Below are 17849 nucleotides of genomic sequence, written 5' to 3' on the forward strand. Positions count from 1 at the left end.
GCCCCAGTCTGCTGTTTCGCAGGGAAGCCGCAAGTTCTCCGGCTGCTTGCGGCTGAGCCATCCGGTTCGGGCAAAATCGCCAGCAACAGGAGCTACTTTCACCGTCGTCAGACGAAACCTGCCGACGGGGCATCGCTAGCGGTTGATCAACCTTGTATCGGCTTCGCACCGACCGCGCGTTCGACAAACGCCAACATCGATAGCTTGAGCTGTTTTCTGGCCGAAACATCCCTGGAGACTGCGTTCTGGCCAGCGCATTCGATCAGTCCGATAACCAGTTCAGCCAACGTGGCAAGGTTTTCCTCGGAGGTCGGCAGGCAGTTGGCGACCGCTTGAACAAGCCGGATCCGGGTTTGCTCGAACAGGCTGCCGATTTCAGGATTTCTGAAAACTTCGGCAACGATTTCCGCACTCAGGGCGGCATGCGCCGGCGACGAACAGAGGTCGAAATATTCCGCTGCAAATTGCAGCAATCTCTCCATGCGATTTCGAGATACGTCTTCAAGGTGTGTCAGCAAGGGATCGAGCTCCGCCGTCTCCAGTTCCGAGATGGCTGCGATGATCTCGTGCTTGCCCTTGAAATGATTGTAGAGATTGCTGAGGCTGATCCCCGCCTTACCGGCAATGTCACGCATGCCGGTCTGATGAAACCCTTTTTCGATGAAAAGGCTCGCAGCCGTTTCAACGATCATCTGCCGGCGCTTGGCGGATTTTTCCAGACGGGTGGTCGATTGAGGCCTGGACTCGGCCATCGGGGATCTCCTGTGAGGCGCTGCGAAGAAAGACCGTAGCCCGACTTCTTCTTCCGCCCTGTTCTTTTCAGGTTCGTTGCCATCTTGCAATGCTGGGCCGCACACCCAAATAACGAACGAACGTTCGTTTTTTTGTGAGGTGTCATGTATTCTGATCTGGAAACTCGCCTTCAGGAGGCAACCGGCCTCTTCAACGGCATTGAAATTCTGACGCTGGCCTTTCTTCTCGTCCTGGCTTCCGAAACCGTCTGGGACCGGTTTGCCGGCTACCGTCACTCGCTATCTGAAACCGGCGCAAATCTGGTTATCGGACTTGTCTACGGTCTGTTGGAACGGAGCGCATACGGGCTGATCATCGTGGTTGCCGTTTTCCTTGCAGAACCGTTTGCGCTGTGGGACCTGCCCATGAACGGCTGGACCTGGTTGCTTGCGGTCGTGGCAGCAGATCTAACGTACTACTGGATGCATCGCTGCGAGCACCGGGTGCGGCTGTTTTGGACCTATCACAGCGTTCATCATTCCTCACCGGAGTTCAACTTCACGACGGCACTTCGGCTGGCCTGGACCGAAGCGCTGTTCGAATGGATGTTTTTCATTCCCATGGTGATTGTCGGCTTCGATCCGGTCCAGGTGATCGGCGGCCTTGCCGTCGTGGTTGCCTATCAGTCCTGGATACATACCGAAAAGGTCCGGCGGCTCGGCTGGCTTGAGGGCATCCTGAATACGCCCTCTCATCACCGTGTGCACCACGGCAGCAACCCTGAGTATCTCGACAAGAATTACGGCGGCATTCTGATTGTCTGGGACCGCCTGTTCTGCACCTACACGCCAGAACGTGCCAAGGTTGTCTATGGGATCACCGATCCCCTGGACACATCCAACCCGATCACCATCAACTTTCGAGACTTCTATCGCCTTGGCCGGGACGCGCTAAATGCACCTTCCTTCGCCCTGGCCTTGAAGACGTTCTTGAAACCACCCGGCTGGAAACCGGAAGGCGATCTGCAACCTCCCATGGCCCGACCTGAGATCCAGGCGTCGTCCCTTGAAGAATCCTTGCAAGAGGAACACCGCGATGAACGTTGATCTGCTTCTTGCAACGTTTGCCGGCTATCTCGCAGTCTTCGGACTGAGCGACCGGCCACAGGACCCGAAGGTCCGTGACTACACCATTGAAACGGTCCGCATCAGAACAGCGTCCGGCACCGCCATACTGGACGCAGAACTGACCTTGCCCAAAGGGGCCGGACATGTTCCAGCGGTGGTTCTCATCACCGGCTCCGGTCCGCAGGACAAGAATGAAGAAATTGCGGGTCACAAACCCTTTCTTGTGCTTTCCGATCACCTGACGAAATCCGGGTATGCTGTCCTGCGTTACGACGACCGCGGCGTCGGCAGAAGCACTGGAGACTTTGCGACGGCAACCCCTCAGGATCTGGCCAGCGACGCGGCCGCCGCGCTTGCCTATGTGAAGTCTCATCCGCGTGTCCTTTCCGCAAAGGCCGGATATATCGGCCATTCGGAAGGTGGCTATCTCGCGCCGATCGCGCAGCAAATCGAACCCGCCGCTTTTCACGTTTATCTTGCAGGCCCTGCCCTGCCGCTTGTTCCCGACGTCATGCGCACACAGGTTCAGGATATCGGCCGTGCGGAAGGACTGCCGGACGACGTCATTGCCAGGCAGATGCAGGCAGTGAACGACATCAGCGCTGCCCTGTTGAATTCGGCAACACCGGCAGACTTGCACCGGCTCATCACGACTGCCTTGAGAAACTCGGGGGCGAGCGGTTCCCAGGTCAGGCAAAACCTTGCGGTCTGGGCGACACCATGGGCTGCCGCCCATGCGCGGCACGATCCGCTTAAACAGCTTGCTGGCCTATCCGTCCCGGTGCTGGCGCTTTTCGGTGAACACGACTTGCAAGTTTCCGCCAGCGAGAATGTACCAATCATGCGCAAGGCCCTCACCCACCCGCTCTCGGATGTCAGGACACTGCCTGGTCTCAACCACCTGTTTCAACCAACGCGAACGGGGCGTATCGACGAATATATCCGTATAGCGACTACTATTGATCCAATCGCATTGGAGGCGATCGCGACATGGCTTGATGCGATTGTGAAGGTGCCTGCGAACCGCGGAAACAGGAGCCTTTTTCCGCGGCCGGGCAATCAGCGTCCGGGATTGCGGTAGTTTTCCTCTTCCATGGTCCGGTAAAAATCCTTCAGTGTTTTACCGGGCTCAGGATCGAAACGGTCTCCCGTTTCCCGCATCTCCGATATCCTGTCCAGACGGAACATGCGGAAGTCCTGACGCAATTCGCACCAGGCAACGAGCGTCCAGACCTTGCCCCAGAACCAGAGCCCGAGAGGCCGGATCGCACGGTTGGTAGGGTCGCCCTTGCTGTCGCAATAGGCAACGTCCAGGCGCTTGCGGCCATCTGCTGCAGCTTCCAGAAAATCGATATGTGCCCGGATCTGCGGTGTCATCTCCGGAGCGAATGCGTGGATCTCGACCTCGTTCTGACGCACCCGCATCTTTTCAGGCAGGACGGCGTCGATCTTGATCATGGCCTCTTCGGCAGCCCGGGCCATGGCGGCCCCGCCCCAGGCACGGATCAGGCGCGCACCGGCCAGAAGAGCAACGATTTCGTCCCGGGTGAACATGAGTGGTGGCAATTCATAGCCATCGCGCATGATGTAACCGACACCGGCGGCGCCCTCGATCGGGACACCGGAGGCCTGCAAGTCGGCCACGTCGCGATAGATGGTGCGTTCGGATACTTCCAGCCATTCGGACAACTGACGCGCCCGCACGAGCCGGCCACCGCGCAGATATTGCACGATCTGGAACAGACGGTCGGCGCGCCTCATGATGCTGGCTCCCTTAGCAGCCAGCATCCTGATTGTTGTGCCTCAGTGTGCAAATAAGCCGATGGAATTGCCGTCCGGATCAATGCCATAAGCAAACCGGCCTGCCGGGATCGCCGCCGGATCGGAGATGATCTCTCCACCGTTGGCGGCAAAGCGCTCCATCGTTTCCTCGAGCGTGTCCGGGCAGACGAGATGAATGGTTGGCCCGCTACCGTTCTGCGCGGGTTTCCCCGGATAAAGGTGACCGGCAATCCCGCCCTGCTCTTTCGAGGGAAAGATTGCAATCTCATTTGGTCCCATGTCGACGACACGTCTAAGCTCCGTTTTGAAAACGTCATTATAAAAGCTGACCGCCTTGTCCAGATCGGAGACGGGAATCTCCATCCAGACGGTGAAGTGATCGGGTACAAAAGTCATGGAAAGTCTCCTCATGCGCTGTGATGAGGATCACCTTATCAAACCGCTCCTGACACCATTCTGTCAGGAGAGACCAAGGAGCATAAATAACGCAAGGGTAAGTAAACGCCCGCAAATTTCGTCTCCAGGCAGATCTCGACAACAAGGCTGATGACAATTTGCCGCCAACACGGCAACGCGGCTAGACTAGCATGAACCGGACGTATGCATCCCGACGCTACAGCCAGAAGGGGAACTATGAAACGCTGGCATATGATCCTGGTTGGCATTGCGTTCCTTCTGACAACGCTCACGTCTGCCCAGGCGCATTTTTCGGAAGGCACCAAGGTGCGCACACTTCTGGTCGTTCGGGAGAACGGGGCTCTGACGGTTTATGTACGCGTGCCCGCCCCCCTTGTGTTTTCGGATCTGGTCGGACGGTCGCAAGTCGAGCAGGTTCCGCTGGTCTCCCGCTTTCTGCGCCTGGACCGGAACCCTGACGGAGACAGATACCGGGTCGATCTTGACGCGATCGCAAATGACCGTCCGGCCTTCGAAGACAGGCTGCGAAATGCGCTCGTCTTTTCCCAGGCGGGCCTGGAACTGTCTGTCCAGATCACCGGATTTACGGTCCATGCCAGTCGGCCCGACAAGGACATCGACACTGCCGCCACCGCCCGGACCGCGTTGAACGAAGCTGTCCCGAAAGAAGATCCCCTCTTCGGCAGGGCGGTCTTTGACTACGCACTCCGGCTTGAGAGCAGCGATCCGAGCGGGCTGCTACGCGTGTGGTCCGGATACTCGCCTCTGATACCGGGGCCGGGCATTGCAATCGACAACCACCTGATCGACGCCCGCATAAACCCACCGGTCTCGACCACCGCCCCGGGACAGCTTGAAGATCCAGCAACCTTCGAAGGATCGCGCATCAGCACATTCCTGCACTTCATCCACCAGGGAACCCTGCACATTCTGGAGGGGCTCGATCACGTCTTTCTGGTGATTGCCCTGGCACTGGGTGTCGGGGCTACGCGCAGGTTGATCTACCTCGTTACGGCCTTCACGCTTGGTCACTCGGTCACGCTGATTGCAACTTTCCTGGGGGCGACACCCTCCTGGCCATGGTTCATCCCGCTGGTGGAGACAGCCATTGCCGCTTCCGTTCTTTATGCGGCCATAGCCGCCATGGTCCGCAAGTCGGGTTCGGTGCTGGTCTTCGCCGGCATCGGCCTTTTGCACGGCCTCGGCTTTTCCTTCGTTCTCTCAGGCATTCTCGGCCGTGATGCGCCCGGTCTCATACCCGCGCTGCTGGCATTCAATATCGGCATTGAACTCGGCCAGTTGATCATTCTGGCGGTGACACTTTCAGTCGTCCTCGCCTTGCACAAGGCTGCAGAACCGGCCCTGAAACCGGTGCGGCTCGGGGCGTTGACGGGAATTGCCATCCTGTCCGCCTGGTGGGTGGTCGAGCGCTTGCCCGGCGTACTCGCCTCCGCGTAAGGCGTGAAAGCCAAGCCGGCAATTCGAGGCTGTTTCTGGCGAAAACAATGCAAAACTCAGGGAAAACGGGACGATCTGCAAGGTTAAACGCCGTTAATTCTAACAATTGACTTGTTCTTAATCCCCAGCGGGCATTTTGGGCGCAATAATAACTGGCACTGAAATGGCACGTCACGGTACTTCGCCCAATACCCGCCCACTATTAAAAGGCTCTCTTGCAGGCCTGGCGACGTTTGCCATCATGTTGCTAATAGCCTGGGCTGGCGTCGCCTATGACGGCCAGAGCGAACTTCAGAAGCAGACCTCAGATCTTCTCGCCGTCTGGCAGTCCAATATTGAGCGCGGCAACAAGCTCTACGGGACACTGGAAAAACTTTCTGAAAACGCTTGCAGCGATGCTCACCTGAAGACGCTGAACACGCTCGTCTACAACGACAACCACATCACCAACATCTGGTTCTTCCCGGAAGAAGATACGAAAGCCGCCTGCTCTTCGAGTTTCGGCCGTTTCGAGCCTGCCCACGATTTCGGCCCCCCCAAGAAGGCGCAATTGTTCCGCGATGGCCGTCAGACCTGGTACAGGGTGCCTTTCGACAAGGCCGATAACGTTGACACCGTGACAGTGATCAAGAAAGGCCACTACGGGGTCTCCTTCTACCAGACCGGGAACCTGGCGACGGCGGCCGACGACATGTTTTACGTGTCGAGCGCAAAAGACCCCTATACCGTTTTGTTTCATGCCAACGGAAACGCCGGTCTTCTGAGCCAATACCGAGACAACTACGGTCCGATGTTTGGCAATGTCTACGCCCAGGCCTGTGGTGAAGGGGACGTCAGGCTGTGTTATCTGACCATGATCACCGCCAAACGGATCGCCCGGCAAAACATCGGACTGCTCGCGATATTCGCGGTGTTCGGCGTTATCACCGGCGCGCTCGTTTTCCTGAAGGTGAAACGGGTCGTACGTGACCGCAACAGCCCGGCAGGGCGGATCCGTCATGCAATCGAGAATGGTGGCAAAGGGTTCGAGCCGCACTACCAGCCCATCCTGTCCCTTGACACGATGAAATGCGAAGGCTGCGAAGTTCTGGCCAGGTTCGAGGATGCGCAGGGCAAACTGTTTCCGGATGAGTTCGTGAATATCATCCAGCAGGAAAACCTGACCTGGGAATTTACCGAGATCATCATCGCCAAGGCGCTGCGTGACCTGAAACCGCTTCTAGCGGGGCGGCCGGGCTTCAAGGTTTCCGTCAATTTCTTCCAGGCGGATCTCGAAGACGAACAGATCCAGTCCGTTATCCAGTCGCCTGTCTTTGCAATGGCGACCGAAGCCGGTCTTTCCCTTTGCTGCGAGATCCTTGAGACGGGGATCAGGTCCGGCACCAGCATTGCCAAGTCGCTGGAATATCTGCGCAGTATCGGTTGCCTTATTGCCATCGACGATTTCGGAACGGGTTATTCCAACCTCGCCCAGATCAAGGCGCTCAATCCAGATCTGGTAAAGATCGACAAGATGTTCGTCGACGATCTCGGCAGCACCACCGATTCCGCCCGCGGCGCCTTCGTCCAGGCGATTCTCGGCATCGCCGCGGCACATGGCATGAAGGTCTGCGCCGAGGGTGTCGAAACCATGGAACAGCTCGCGTCCCTTCGAAACCGCAATGTGGACTATGCGCAGGGCTATTTCTTTGCCAAACCGATGCCCATTCGCGACTTCTCCCTTTACCTTCTGGAACAGACGCTGAAGGAAAAGATGCCGACGAGCGGCCGGCTGGCGAAACTCAAGCCTGTCAGAGGCTGACACAGGCCACGACGCGAACGCCCGGTTCTGCAGGCTTCCGGCCGCATGCTGCCAAGAGCAATGGCCCGGCACCGAAACTCCCATGCATTTTCGATGGCGATTGATCTGTCTCAAGGTGATTGGAACGGGTTGGCGGCACCTTGTGGTTCTTACAAGGAGGCAAGAATGAGCCACGTGCCACACGAGTTACATGAAGAATTTCCGGAAGCCGCAGACACTTTGCATGCATTGAAAACAAACGATGCACATTTTGCGCGGCTGGCGGACGAATATCACACCGTCAATCGCGAAGTGCACCGCATCGAGACGGATGTGGAACCGGCGTCAGACGACGTTCTGGAAGACCTGAAAAAGAAGAGACTTAATCTGAAAGACCAGATTGCTGCCATTTTGGCGTCAACGGCTAACACCGTGTCCTGAGCCCCTCCTTTTCAGGCCGGTGTTAAAGCCCGCGCCGTCCCCGTCCGACGGCGCGGGCCACCACTTGCAGCTCTCCAGGACAAAGTCCTTGCCCTCCAGGAGCGCAGTGGACCATATTTCCGGTCGCGGCGACCCTGCCGCCGACACGGGCAGCATACCCACAAAGAGTTGAAAAAAGAAGGCGCCGCAGCTCTTCGTAAAAAGCCCGGCGCCAGTCTGGGGAGGAACGACCCTCATCGTTCACCCTACGATGTGGGTCTTCCCCCAAACACTTACAAGGCAAGCCTGTGTGAGGCTTGTGTTATCCCGAACCAGCAATACCCGACATGCTGGCTGCCCCCAAAACATCATCCATATGCGCAATAGCCCGACAGGAATAGTCGAAGACAATCGACATCTTCGGCGAGCTGAATGGCGATACGGACATTGGCGCGAAGTGCGGCGGAAGTCTGGAAAGGAGCGCATCCGAGACCTTTGACGCAGCGCCCTCTAATCGAAACTCGGGCGGGAAGCCGGCGTTCGCTGCGGCTTGCACAGAGGTCGGAATTGCGGGAATTTCGTACCATTGACCGAATGTTGTTCATGGTTGTCAGTCAGCGCTTTTGCAATCGCATGTTTACCGCCACTGGAGATAATATCTTCGTATTTACCGGTAGGGGTGATGTTTGATGCGGCTTAAGTTGCTCGTTTGCCTTCTAATTTTAGCTTCGCTATTGGGGTGCACATATGAAAGTAAATACTATCTGGTCAAAGCATATGTGGAAGTAGGCGGCAAGGTCGTTAAAATCGAACGTGTTATCAAATGCCTTAGATCAAGCCGCATCGATGGGCAATTTAACAAGGTCTACGATTACGCAACGACGCCTCCAATAATTGGAGCGAAAATTCCAGGCAGCAAATCTGCGATCTATATGTATGTTCCCTTTGGGTGCATCATAAAACTCGGTAGCCATAGTGACATACCTGAGTATCGCCCCTTTAAGGATGACGAAAAGCCGGCAATTATTTGGACGGATAATTCGGAAACGTTCAATAAAATAGAATTCTATACCAGTCCGAATGCTCTTAAAGGCATCGGCAGTCATATAAAGTTCATCAAATTAGATGATCCGATTCCCGCAACTAAGGCAGACTTTATAGCTTCAGAAAAAAGGGCGCTAAAGGTTAGTCCCGATCTAACGCCATTCGTTTCGCTTGATGATCGGGAATATAGAAACAAGACAAAGATCTATGTGTCCCGTTTCGGAGATCAGGAATACGGTCCGACGACGATCAGTTGTTATGCGGTCTGGATAATACCTAGATCGGATTGGATAAAGGTTCCACGGTTATCCAGATGGGTAGACAGTCTTCCAAAAGACCAATTGGCTCACAAACTACCCTACGGCTATCTCACGAAAGAATTTAAGTCGAAGATCAAATACACAAATGGCTCTTTGAGCTATGGGCGTATTGATGAACCTACGCCGAGAGATCATGAGCGCTATGGTAGGTTCAAAAGCTATAACGAAATTCATCCTATAATATATACGGATTCTGGCGCCTATTTTGATCTTAACTTAAGCGGATATTTTGGCTGCATAAGCCCTGGTCACCAAAAACAGAGATTCGCAAACTTCCAAATCGATGCAGCGAATATTCGAAGGGGAAGTGTCTCAAGTGAATTTGTTTACAAAAGGCGTGGAACCCAAATCTCTGCGCCGTTCCCCAACCACCCGTATTTCGTGCCAGAGCTGGATAGTTTTGTTGTCCAGGTTTACAGCCCAATGGGACCGTCACGAATTTCTGAACCTGTAGCGATGGGATGGAAGGAGTACTGAATGTAAGCGTACGGTGAGGTTGCCTTTTCGATTTTGGGTCTTTGGTTGATTTACGTAATCGTCGGGCGACGCCCACCCAGTTATGCGCATTGCAGCATTAATCAGTTCGGGCTCGAAACGGACCATCGCCGTGCTGAGCACCTGTGTCTGCTCAGGGCCGGGCATGACGACGTGCCTGGGGGCAACCACGCTTGGGCCGCTGCGCTACCGCAAGTCCGCTTGGAGCCCAAAGCAGATGACGCGAAGATCGTATTATAGATCTTGCCGCCTCCGGTTTCGCATTCGGAACAACGGAAGCGGCGGAGTTCCAATTATTCTGCCGCGCGCCTAGGGCGCGATGTTCTGGTTGACCCGGAACAGGTTGTCGGGATCGTACTGCCGCTTGATCTTGACCAAGCGCTCGTAGTTGTCGCCGTAGTTGTCGCGCACCCGTCCGCTGTCGTCTTCGTCCATAAAGTTGATGTAGCCCCCCGGTTCGGAAAAGGGCGATACGGCATCCGAATAGTCACGCACCCATCTGGTGTGCGCGTCGTCGTTGGCCGGGTCGTCAGATGCGGCGAGCACCACCATCGAGAAGTTCGCGTCCCGGTGTCCGAAGGCGGTTGCGTCACCGGCCACGTCCTGGCAGGCGCCGTTGATCGGATAGAGGTGCATCGTCGAGCTAACCGTCGGCGCATTTGGCCCGTGTTGGACATGCGCGGCAATGGCCTCGTCCGTCAGTTCCTTAACGAAGTTGCCCTTCCAGTATTGGCGGATACCGGTCGGGAACAGCCCGTCGAATGCCGCGTTGATCGCCGGATAGGGGACGGGTCCGACATGCTCTGCCTTGACCTCGGCGACGTCGTGGAAGGCCTTGAACTGGCGCTCTCCCTCATTGGGGTCGCCCGACCAGCATGCCACTATTGCTATAAACATGTCGCCGTGCCGGTCCTCGGGGATGAACGGCAAAGGCGGTGCGATCTGGAAGGCCGGGAAGCAGCCCATTTCCCTTGGCGCTGTCTTGATGTAGTCCCGGTAGAACTTGAGGATGTTTTCAGCCTCCTCGATCTCGAAGAACATCGGTCCCCAGTAGACGATATCGACGGGCTGCAACTTGTATTCCAGCGAGGTGCAGACACCGAAATTGCCGCCACCTCCACGCAGCGCCCAAAAGAGGTCCGCATTCTCGTCTTCACTGGCAACGACGACATGACCGTCGGCAGTCACGACATCCGCCGAAATCAGATTGTCGAGCGACAGGCCGTGACCGCGTGACAGGTACCCGATGCCGCCGCCGAGTGTCAGTCCGGCTATCCCCGTGGTCGAGATCACGCCGCCGGTCGTAGAAAGGCCATATGCATGGGTTGCGGCGTTGAAGTCCCCCCAGGTCGTACCGCCTTCAGCGCGCACGGTCTTCGCGTTCGGATCAACACGAACGCCGCGCATCTTCGAGAAATCCAGTACGATCCCGCCATTGTTGGTGCCAAATCCCGGGCCGCTGTGGCCTCCGCCCCTGACCGACAGGTCAAGGCCGTTGTCGCGCGCAAAATTCACGACGGTCATGGCATCTCCGGCATTCGCAACCCGAACAATCACCGCAGGTTTCTTGTCAATCATGCCGTTGTGGACCCGACGGGCCTCTTCGTACCCGTTGTCCTCGGGGCAAATTACATCGCCCCTGACCAAGTCTCTCAGTTCACTTGCAGTTGTAGCAGTCATTTTATCCTCCCTGAGCGCTGGTCCTGGTTTCCTCTCCACCGTTTTGTTGCCCACTGGCTCATCTAGCAAAATTGTGAGTTGAATGAGCTCTCTGGGCTCAACGGGCACAGACCCGGTCAACTTCTGTTCGTGCTCCACCGGCCAGTAGATTGACGTTACGTCATGCGGAATTGATTTGAAAGTCAGCCTTGTCCGCATCGCCGCCGGTCCCGCGAAGAAACTCGAGAGTTCGCTTGGAGGAACCGGCTGCGGCGGGCTCTTGGACTGCTCCGCCTGGCCGGGTTCGTATAATGTACAGTGTAAAACGTTCTAATGACTCAGTTGCTGCCGTTCGTTGCAATGGCAGCGAAAGCACGGTTTGAGCCCGAAGCGGACCGGCGACGTCGATGTAGAATTGGTGGATGCCCGAGCGTCTCGTCGGTTCAGGCGCGTTGAAGCTCTATGTGTGCAACGACGCGTGCTGCCTCAAAGGATGCGCCCAAAACAGTCCCTGAGCGTTGCGATTCCTTGCTGTCGAGGCCGACGAAGTAGACGCCGGGTGCCGATACCGACTTGTCATGGATTGGCTTTCCATGTGCATCAACCGTCCCTGGAACGTTTAGCCACTCGAAATTGCCGCTTAGACCGGTCGCCCAGATCACGCTTTTCACCTCATTTGAGACGAGATCAAGCTCGAGAAGAGGTGGAGCGGGGAAGTTCGGCGACACGGTTTCCTCCGGATCGTCATCCGCAGGGAGCGCATCGATTCCCTCACGTTCGATGTAGGCGTCGATCCTTTCCTTAACTCCAGCCGAAGTCTCGTCCGCATAGCTAGCTGAATCGGCCAAAGTATCATCGAACAGTAGTGTGCCCGAAGCCGTCGCGTCTCGAACACGGCCCGCAACCGTCACGCCTTTCGCGCTCAGCGACTGAAGGCTGATAGTTCGCTTTCGTCCAATCAACGCACGGCCGGCATTACCAGGCGGGCGGGGATTCTGATTAAGCTTGCTTTCGGACATCCAAATGAAGAAGTCCCTGCCCCGATATCGGCGCGGAACCCTGCCATTGCGGCCAGTTGAGAGGTATATCCGCCGACCCTCCTCCATCAGTTCCTCGGCGATCTGGCCGCCTGTGTCCCCGCAGCCGACAACCACAACGGCCCCTTCCGGCAGTGCGTTGGCCCTCGTGTACTCGATGCCATGTATCTGATGGATAGAACTTGGGAGCTTCGATGCAATCTGAGGAATGCGCGGGACATTCAGGTTTCCGGTTGCAATCACGACCTTGTCGGCTGTGACTGTGCCGGACGTCGATTTCACTTGAAACCTATCGCCGACACGGCGAACGTCCTCGACTTCGGTCTGGCCCGTCAACGGGAGGCGCCATCGGTCTGCATAGGATTCGAGCATCTCAATGAACGCCTGACAACTCATGAACCCTTCAGGGTTTGACCCTTGATACTGATCTCCAGGCAAAACGGTTAGGACATTTGGCGTGTTCATGTGAAAGGACTCCCATCTTTGAGTCCGCCACGTCTCTCCAATGCTGCCTCGCTCGATCACGATGTGGCTTATTCCGGCGCGCATGAGCTCGTAACTGACACTGAGACCAGCCCAACCCGCACCAATGACAACGACGTCATAGTAGTCCATCTGATCCTCCCAGAGGTTAGAAGGCTCAGTTACCTATATCGATCATGTCTTCGAAAGTCAGCTTTGTCCCGCATTGCCGGCATCTGGCGGCCACCCGTCTTCGCAGAGGCAATGAATGGCGGAATCGGCGGACCGTACCGCAGCAACGGCTCGGCGAGTGAACGACCGCTCCGGGCCGTGATTGCCATTCGGTCAAAGGTCTGAAAAATCCCGCTCACCGGACCTCGATCAATCAGCGGAGGAATGTCGGCTTTCGTTTTGAGTGCCGGTGTTCAATGCCTGGGTATGGGCAAGGGTGTCGGTTCGCGTACCTGCCCGCACTCGGCACAGCTTGACCCGCACGCGGGGCTGCTATTTTGTGGAGTGAGTTCACTTCGGATCAGACCATGACCTTTCTTCGCATCTGCCTGTTTCTGCCTGTCTTCTTTTCATCCGCGGCACTGGCAGCTGATCATTGCATCGACGTCCAGGCAAAACACGGCTGGCAGCAGCTGTCCCTCCCTGAAGGCAAGATCACGGGCGTGCAGTATTCTGGCGGCTGGAGTGTGATTGCCGGCATGTACAGGGCCGTCGGCCCGCGTGGCTACACGGGCGAAGACGCCCGCCGGCTGGGCCCGCTCTACGGCTACAAGTTTGACCAATCCTACGCTTTCGGCGAGATGCTTGTCCGAGATCAGGCAGGCCGCATTGTTCCGTTCGCGGAGTTTGCCGCACTCGCCGTCAACTCGCGCGATCCGGCCGGTGTCTATGCCTTCCGCATCAATGACAAGGATGTCGCGCTGCCGGACAATGCCGGTTCCATTCGCGTCTGTATTTCCATGCGCTGACCTTTTCAAAAGACCCAGCGTCCCCATACCCTGCCCTGAACGGATCTCCCCCCATGACCCAGAAAACCATCCTCATCACCGGTGCTGCCCGGGGCATCGGCCTTGCGACGGCAAAGCTGATGCTCGACCGTGGCTGGCAGGTTGCAATGCTGGACCGGGATGTAGATGAACTTGCGATCGCGTCCATAGGCCTGGAAGGTGCAGTTCCCTTCATTTGTGATGTCTCAATCACCGAGCAGGTCGACGCGACGATCCCTGCCATCTTGCAAAAGTTCGGCCGGCTTGACGCCGTGGTGAACAACGCCGGTGTTGCCGAATTCGGCCCGATCGAAGAGACAAGCTTTGCCATGTGGCGGCGTGTCATGGAGACCAACCTGGACGGCGTGTTCCTGGTCTCCCAGTCGGTCATTCCGGCCCTGAAGGAAACCCGCGGCGCCATCGTCAACATCGCGTCGATCTCCGGTCTGCGCGCATCAACGCTGCGGGTTGCCTATGGCACCTCCAAAGCCGCTGTCATCCAGCTCACCAGGCAGCAGGCGGCCGAACTTGGCGAATACGGTATTCGTGCCAATTGCGTCTGCCCCGGGCCGGTGCGCACAAAGCTGGCAATGGCGGTGCACAGCCAGGACATCATCGACGCCTATCACGACGCCATTCCGCTCAACCGCTACGGCTCGGAAACAGAAATAGGCGAAGTGATTGCCTTCCTGTGTTCGGATCAGGCGAGCTACGTCACCGGCCAGGTGATCGCCTCCGATGGCGGCTTTGAAAGCACAGGGGTCGGTCTGCCGGCACTTCGGAAGTAGGCGTCATTCGACCTTCAGGAACACACAACGCCGCATGACAGGCCGGTTCGCAGCCTTGCGCGAACAGTCTTCTTTCCGGAATGCCCCTTCAGGCCGGTACTTGTCCATGACCGCGTCCAGACGGTCGTTGGTGATGGCGGCGTTGGCTCTTTGCAGGCAAGGCAACAGAAGCGCCTTGTTGGCTCGCTGCTGCGCACCCGTTGGATATTTGCCCGGTTCCGGGGTCACCGGCTTGAAACATTCGATGAAGACCGCTTCCTGAATGCCAAGGTCGGCCGCGATCCTGTCCGTCGGTCGGTTCGGATCGTTGTCCGCCAGAACGGGACCTGCCAGAAACAGCGTGGCAAGGACAATGATGAAGCGCATCTCACTATCTCCCTGAATTTCAACCGAGTTCCGGTTTCCGAAGACGGATTTCGGGAACATGCACCACTCTAGTGGAGCCGAAATTTGAGAGTGTGATAGTCGTCACATATTTTCCGAAAGTACCTTTTTTCTCAATTGCAGGCGTCAATTGGGCGGGAGAAACCTGGTTCTAGCTGTCGGACAGGAAATGCGCAGCGACCTGGCGCTGATGTGACCGGGTCCTGTGTTCGAATAGATAAATTCCCTGCCAGGTTCCAAGCGCCATGCGTCCTGCGGAGACGGGAATGGAGAGCGAAACCGGCATGACCGCCGCCTTGATATGGGCGGGCATATCGTCCGGTCCTTCCAGCGTATGGACCAGATAATCCATGGACGGATGATCTGCGGGTGGAACCAGACGTTCAAAAAAGGCTTTCAGGTCACGCTGCACATCCGGATCCGCATTTTCCTGTATCAGCAACGAGCAGGACGTGTGACGGACGAACAAGGTGAGAAGGCCGTCTTCAGCCCCCGTTTCGGCGAGCCATTCCACCACCGAACCGGTGAATTCGTAAAGACCCTGCCCACGAGTGCTGAGTGCGAATCTGGTTTGCATGATTTTCTCCACAGCCCCGATTGCGGCTTTGCACTGGCTTAGGCGATCCACGTTGCGGTTGCAATTGCCGCCATGGGCCGCCATCTGAGAGTGGCCTACCGACGACCTGCCAGACGACCTTACCCGAGGCCTCCATGCCAACTTCCCGAAAAAAAATCCTGATCGCCTCCCTCGGCACGCGCGGAGACGTTCAGCCTTATGTCGCCCTGGCGCACGACCTGACAAAGCTGGGGGCTGATGTCGCGGTTGCAACTGGCGAGGGCTTCGACAACATGATCACCGGTGCAGGTGCCCGGCCCAGACCGGCTCCGCTCGACTATCAGGCCCTTCTGCAGAATGAGGACATTCAAGCTGCGCTTTTCACGCTGAAAGGCAAAATTCAGTCTGCCCGCAAGAGCATTGAACTGCAAAAGGAGGTCGCCCGCCGCCTTTGGCAGATCGGCATGGAGGAAAAGCCGGACCTCATTCTGTTCAACCTCAAGGCATCGGTGCTGACGCTGGTGGCGCGCCATCTCGACGTACCCGCCCTGCCGACAGCATTGCAGCCGGTTACCGCGGCGACGGGCTCCTTTCCACTCCCCCTTTTCGGGCTGCCCGATCTCGGTTCTTTCTTGAACCGACAAAGCTATGGAGCGGGTCGCTTCCTGATGCGACTGGGGATCTCACCTCTTGAAAAGGCCGTTCGGGCGGAAGCCGGGACGACAGATGCTTCTGTTCATTCGTGCGATCTGATGGACGGCCATATGCCTGGAGGCGAAATGCCTCTGTCTCTCCAGGCTTTCTCTCGCGCCCTGGTGCCGACGCCGCAGGACTGGCCGGCAAACAACTGGGCGTGCGGCTATTGGCTGACTGAACCCGATCCGAACTACATCCCGCCAGGCGACCTGGCCGCATTTCTGGAAGACGGGCCGGCTCCGGTCTATCTCGGGTTCGGTTCCATGCCCAGCAGGAACCCCGGGCAACTGACGGAAACCGTGCTTTCGGCGCTGGAACAAACCGGTCAACGCGCTGTTCTGGCAACGGGCTGGGGTGGATTGTCGAAAGAGACCCTGCCGCGTACACTTACGGGCCGCGTTTTTCTCCTGGAAAAAGCACCTCACAGCTGGCTCTTCCCGCGCTGTGCGGCCGTTGTCCACCATGGCGGTGCCGGCACCACACACGAAGCCCTGCGCTGGGGCAAACCATCGCTTGTGTGCCCGGTTTTCGGTGATCAGCCCTTCTGGGGCCGCCAGGTTCACAGGATTGGAGCCGGACCGGCACCGGTCAGGCAGAAATCCCTCACACCTTCGAAGCTTGCCCGGGCGTTGATGCACCTCGAAGACCCGGTCTACCGCGTCGGGGCTAAACGGGCGGCAGACATCATGGCGAGCGAACCGGGCGCACAGGGCACGGCGGAGCGGTTGCTCACGATGATCGGCGCTGACAGAAACTGACATTGCCGGCTTGGTCGGGTCTTCAATTGAAAGACCGGATTACGCACCTCTAAATGCCGTTTCGCCCTGGAAGGCCTTTGCAAGAAACCGCGTCATGCAGGCCACCCGTTCAACTGCCCGGAGGTCAGAATGGGTCAACACCCAAAGTTCGTTGGCAGGCAACTGCGTGACGACGGGTAGTTGTTGCAGACCGTCCCGTCCGACATCCAGCGGCACGAGGCACACCCCCAGCCCCTTGCGTGCCAGCGCGGCCATGGTCATGAGATCATCGCTTCGGATCACAATCCTGTCGCGGAGTGATCTGTCCATCTGCACAAAACCCGGCCGTTGCGACAGCACCCCGGTTGCGCCAATCAGATCATGGGCTGCCAGATCAGCAGCAGTCATCGGGATACCCTTGCGGTCCAGATAGGACTCACATCCGAAATACGCCCAGGGAATATCGGCGACCTTGCGTCCAATCAGGTGTTCGGGTGGAGCTGATGTGACACGCAGGGCAATTTCAGCGGCCCTGCTGGACATGTTGATCTCCTCGTTGGAGGTCAAGAGCTCAACCGTGATGTCGGGAAACCGGGCTTTGAAGTCTCTCAGATAACCAGGAAGAAAATGGGCAGCGAAACTTATGGGTGCCGTCAACCGAATTCGCCCTTTCAAGGCCAGATCCGCCCCGGAAATCCGCCGGTTGATGTCCTCCATCGCAACGGCAACACTCTGCGCGAGGTCCAGGATTTCGGTACCTGCCTCGGTTGGTCTGTAGCGGCCCTTTGCCTTTTCGAACAGTCTGGAGCCGAGCTGGTCTTCCAGAGAGCGGATATGCCGGAAAGCCGTGGCATGACTGATCGCGAGCTTTTCCGCGGCCTTGGCAAGACTTCTGGTCTCGGCAACCGCGTGAAACGTTCGAAGATAGTTCCAGTCCATCACGATCTTTCAATTTTG

The 17849-nt window shown here is 57.2% G+C and carries 17 protein-coding genes; 9 read left to right on the plus strand and 8 right to left on the minus strand.

The window, feature by feature from the left end; translation table 11 throughout:
- Positions 1-146: 146 nt before the first annotated feature.
- Positions 147-752, minus strand: coding sequence for a TetR/AcrR family transcriptional regulator (locus tag ACYQ54_RS11745; protein WP_460082392.1), 606 nt, complete (start codon positions 750-752; stop codon positions 147-149).
- Between the two features lie 144 nt (positions 753-896).
- Here ACYQ54_RS11745 and ACYQ54_RS11750 point away from each other — a divergent pair, with 144 nt between their 5' ends.
- Together ACYQ54_RS11750 and ACYQ54_RS11755 are read left to right on the plus strand one after the other, a co-directional pair.
- Positions 897-1838 carry a sterol desaturase family protein gene (locus tag ACYQ54_RS11750; protein ID WP_460082395.1) on the plus strand — a complete coding sequence of 314 codons (942 nt, stop codon included), beginning with the start codon at positions 897-899 and terminating at the stop codon, positions 1836-1838.
- Positions 1828-2940: an alpha/beta hydrolase family protein gene (locus tag ACYQ54_RS11755; RefSeq protein WP_460082397.1), complete on the plus strand. Its 1113-nt coding sequence runs from the start codon at positions 1828-1830 to the stop codon at positions 2938-2940. The genes ACYQ54_RS11750 and ACYQ54_RS11755 overlap by 11 nt, the downstream gene beginning before the upstream one ends.
- Here ACYQ54_RS11755 and ACYQ54_RS11760 read toward each other — a convergent pair.
- Together ACYQ54_RS11760 and ACYQ54_RS11765 are read right to left on the minus strand one after the other, a co-directional pair.
- Positions 2919-3620 (minus strand): helix-turn-helix transcriptional regulator, encoded by a 702-nt coding sequence (locus tag ACYQ54_RS11760; RefSeq protein ID WP_460082399.1) that lies wholly within the window; start codon positions 3618-3620, stop codon positions 2919-2921. The two genes, ACYQ54_RS11755 and ACYQ54_RS11760, sit on opposite strands and share 22 nt — an antisense overlap.
- 42 nt (positions 3621-3662) lie before the next feature.
- Entirely contained in the window at positions 3663-4037 is a 375-nt protein-coding gene (locus ACYQ54_RS11765) for a VOC family protein (RefSeq protein ID WP_460082400.1), read from the minus strand.
- 237 nt (positions 4038-4274) lie between these two features.
- Here ACYQ54_RS11765 and ACYQ54_RS11770 point away from each other — a divergent pair, with 237 nt between their 5' ends.
- The 4 genes from ACYQ54_RS11770 (at position 4275) to ACYQ54_RS11785 (ending at position 9557) form a co-directional block, all read left to right on the plus strand.
- Positions 4275-5516 (plus strand): HupE/UreJ family protein, encoded by a 1242-nt coding sequence (locus ACYQ54_RS11770; RefSeq protein ID WP_460082402.1) that lies wholly within the window; start codon positions 4275-4277, stop codon positions 5514-5516.
- A 241-nt stretch (positions 5517-5757) separates the two neighbouring features.
- Positions 5758-7317 carry an EAL domain-containing protein gene (locus tag ACYQ54_RS11775; RefSeq protein WP_460082405.1) on the plus strand — a complete coding sequence of 520 codons (1560 nt, stop codon included), beginning with the start codon at positions 5758-5760 and terminating at the stop codon, positions 7315-7317.
- A 165-nt stretch (positions 7318-7482) separates the two neighbouring features.
- The gene (locus tag ACYQ54_RS11780; protein ID WP_460084766.1) at positions 7483-7737 is read left to right on the plus strand and encodes a YdcH family protein; all 255 of its coding nucleotides are present in this window, start codon (positions 7483-7485) and stop codon (positions 7735-7737) included.
- A 668-nt stretch (positions 7738-8405) separates the two neighbouring features.
- Positions 8406-9557 (plus strand): hypothetical protein, encoded by a 1152-nt coding sequence (locus ACYQ54_RS11785; protein WP_460082408.1) that lies wholly within the window; start codon positions 8406-8408, stop codon positions 9555-9557.
- 327 nt (positions 9558-9884) lie between these two features.
- Here the strand turns inward: ACYQ54_RS11785 and ACYQ54_RS11790 are convergent, their stop codons facing one another.
- Positions 9885-11255 carry an FAD-binding oxidoreductase gene (locus ACYQ54_RS11790; protein ID WP_460082410.1) on the minus strand — a complete coding sequence of 457 codons (1371 nt, stop codon included), beginning with the start codon at positions 11253-11255 and terminating at the stop codon, positions 9885-9887.
- 422 nt (positions 11256-11677) lie between these two features.
- Positions 11678-12886, minus strand: coding sequence for a flavin-containing monooxygenase (locus ACYQ54_RS11795; protein WP_460082412.1), 1209 nt, complete (start codon positions 12884-12886; stop codon positions 11678-11680).
- A 386-nt stretch (positions 12887-13272) separates the two neighbouring features.
- On the opposite strand from ACYQ54_RS11795, the gene ACYQ54_RS11800 reads away from it, so the two are divergent.
- Together ACYQ54_RS11800 and ACYQ54_RS11805 are read left to right on the plus strand one after the other, a co-directional pair.
- Positions 13273-13713, plus strand: a complete 441-nt coding sequence (locus ACYQ54_RS11800; protein ID WP_460082415.1) for a hypothetical protein — start codon at positions 13273-13275, stop codon at positions 13711-13713.
- Positions 13714-13766: 53 nt separating this feature from the next.
- On the plus strand, positions 13767-14519 hold the full coding sequence (locus tag ACYQ54_RS11805) for an SDR family NAD(P)-dependent oxidoreductase (RefSeq protein ID WP_460082417.1): 753 nt from the start codon (positions 13767-13769) through the stop codon (positions 14517-14519).
- Between the two features lie 3 nt (positions 14520-14522).
- On the opposite strand, the gene ACYQ54_RS11810 is transcribed toward ACYQ54_RS11805, so the two are convergent.
- Both ACYQ54_RS11810 and ACYQ54_RS11815 read right to left on the minus strand, forming a co-directional pair.
- Entirely contained in the window at positions 14523-14885 is a 363-nt protein-coding gene (locus tag ACYQ54_RS11810) for a hypothetical protein (protein ID WP_460082419.1), read from the minus strand.
- Between the two features lie 169 nt (positions 14886-15054).
- Entirely contained in the window at positions 15055-15483 is a 429-nt protein-coding gene (locus ACYQ54_RS11815; protein WP_460084768.1) for a secondary thiamine-phosphate synthase enzyme YjbQ, read from the minus strand.
- Positions 15484-15614: 131 nt separating this feature from the next.
- Between ACYQ54_RS11815 and ACYQ54_RS11820 the strand changes: the two genes are divergently transcribed.
- On the plus strand, positions 15615-16913 hold the full coding sequence (locus ACYQ54_RS11820) for a glycosyltransferase (RefSeq protein ID WP_460082422.1): 1299 nt from the start codon (positions 15615-15617) through the stop codon (positions 16911-16913).
- 39 nt (positions 16914-16952) lie between these two features.
- Here the strand turns inward: ACYQ54_RS11820 and ACYQ54_RS11825 are convergent, their stop codons facing one another.
- Positions 16953-17831 carry a LysR family transcriptional regulator gene (locus ACYQ54_RS11825; protein WP_460082423.1) on the minus strand — a complete coding sequence of 293 codons (879 nt, stop codon included), beginning with the start codon at positions 17829-17831 and terminating at the stop codon, positions 16953-16955.
- Positions 17832-17849: the final 18 nt, after the last annotated feature.

Source organism: Roseibium sp. LAB1, from assembly GCF_054658235.1.